This is a genomic window from Streptomyces sp. NPDC094448, assembly GCF_044763775.1.
In the GTDB taxonomy this organism is placed as follows: Bacteria; Actinomycetota; Actinomycetes; order Streptomycetales; family Streptomycetaceae; genus Streptomyces.
This window is the reverse complement of the sequence record NZ_JBIWGU010000034.1, coordinates 1-1840: the sequence shown is the minus strand read 5'-3', so window position 1 is coordinate 1840 and position 1840 is coordinate 1. Positions and strand designations below refer to the sequence as shown.

Below are 1840 nucleotides of genomic sequence, written 5' to 3'. Positions count from 1 at the left end.
CTACCTCCGCCAACACCTCCCCGACCACCTCATCCCCACCCACATCACCACCCACCACCAACTCCCCCTCACCCCCAACGGCAAAATCGACAAACGCGCACTGTCCCGGATCGCCGCTCCCGTGGCCGACGAGGGCGGGCGAGCGGCCCGCACTCCGCTGGAGGAGATCGTCTGCGCCCTCTTCGCGGAGGTGCTGGACCTCGAAGGGCCGCCGTCCGCGGACGCCGACTTCTTCGTCCTCGGCGGGCATTCGCTGCTCGCCGCCAGGCTCGCGAACCGCCTCTCCTCCGCGCTGGACGCCCCGCTGGGCCTGCCCGACGTCTTCCGGCGGCCCACCCCGGCCGGGCTCGCCGGGCAGTTGGCGGAGCTGACCGGCCGCGGAGCCGTACCGGCGCCGCCCGCGCGCCCCGAACCGCGGCCGGAGCGGCTGCCGCTCTCCTTCGCCCAGCAGCGGCTGTGGCTGGTGAACGGGCTCGAAGCCGGCGGAACGGCCTACAACGTCCCCCTGTCGGTCCGGCTGGACGGGGCGCCGGACCCGGCCGCGCTGCGGGCCGCCGTGGGCGATGTGATGGAACGCCATGAACCCCTGCGGACCCGGATCGCCGTCACCGACGGCGAACCGCACCAACGGGTGGACCCGGTGGGACCGGTGCCCTTCGAGGTCCGCGACATCGCCCCGGAGGCGGTGGAGGCCGAGCTGACGGCCGCCGCCGGGCACGTCTTCGACCTCACGGCGGAGGCGCCGCTGCGGGTGACCCTGCTGCGCACCGGGCCGGAGTCGGCCGTACTGCTGGTGCTGCTGCACCACATCGCCACGGACGGGCAGTCGCTGCGCCCGCTCTTCGCGGACCTCTCCACGGCGTACGCGGCACGGCTCGCCGGACGGAGCCCCGGACTGGCGCCGATCCCCTTCGGCTACGCCGACCATGCCCTGTGGCAGCGGTCCGTGCAGACGGGCCCGGTCCTGGACGGGCAGCTCGCCTACTGGCGGCGGGCCCTCGCGGAGCTGCCGCGGGAGCTGGGTCTGGTGCACGACCGGCCCCGGCCGACGGTGGCCGGGGGGCGCGGCGGTGCCGTGGCGGTCGACTTCGGCGCGGACCTCGGGCGCCGGATCGCCGGGCTGGCCCGCGCCGAGCGGTGCACGCCCTTCATGGTCGTACAGGCGGCCCTGGCCGCCACCCTGACCCGGCTCGGCGCGGGCACCGACGTCCCGCTGGGCACTCCGGTGGCGGGCCGTGCGCACGACGGTCTTGCGGAGCTGGTGGGGTTCTTCGTCAACACGCTGGTGCTGCGGACGGACACCTCGGGCGATCCGGAGTTCCGGGCGCTGCTGCGCCGGGTCCGCGCCACGGACCTGGACGCCTTCGCCCATCAGGACGCCCCGTTCGACGTCGTACTGGAGGCCGTGAATCCGGAGCGGTCACTGGCCCGCCATCCGCTGTTCCAGATCTGCCTTGCGGTGGAGAGCGGGCCGGCGCCGCGGCCCGTCCTGCCCGGGATCCGCAGCGGTCCTGTCCTGCCGGTGGTGTCCGGGGCGGTCAAGTTCGACCTGGAGTTCCTGCTGCACACCGGCAGTGCCGACGGCGAGCCGGACGGACTGGCGGGCACGGTGCTGTACAGCGACGACGTCTTCGAGCGGGCGTCCGTGGAGCGGATCACCGGAATGCTGCGGCGGACGCTGGAACAGGCCGTCGAAGCGCCGGAGCTGCGGCTGTCCCGGCTGGACCCGATGTCGGCCCGGGACCGGCGGCGGGTGCTGTACGAGTGGACGGGGGTACGGGTGCCGGTGGACGACCGGCCGCTGACCGAACGGTTCGAGGAACAGGCCCGGATCCGCCCG

At 74.6% G+C, this 1840-nt stretch carries 1 protein-coding gene; it reads left to right on the top strand.

The window, feature by feature from the left end; genetic code table 11:
- Positions 1-1840, top strand: a 1840-nt coding sequence (locus ACIQ9E_RS29720; RefSeq protein WP_403712304.1) for a condensation domain-containing protein, incomplete at both ends; no start/stop codon positions are given.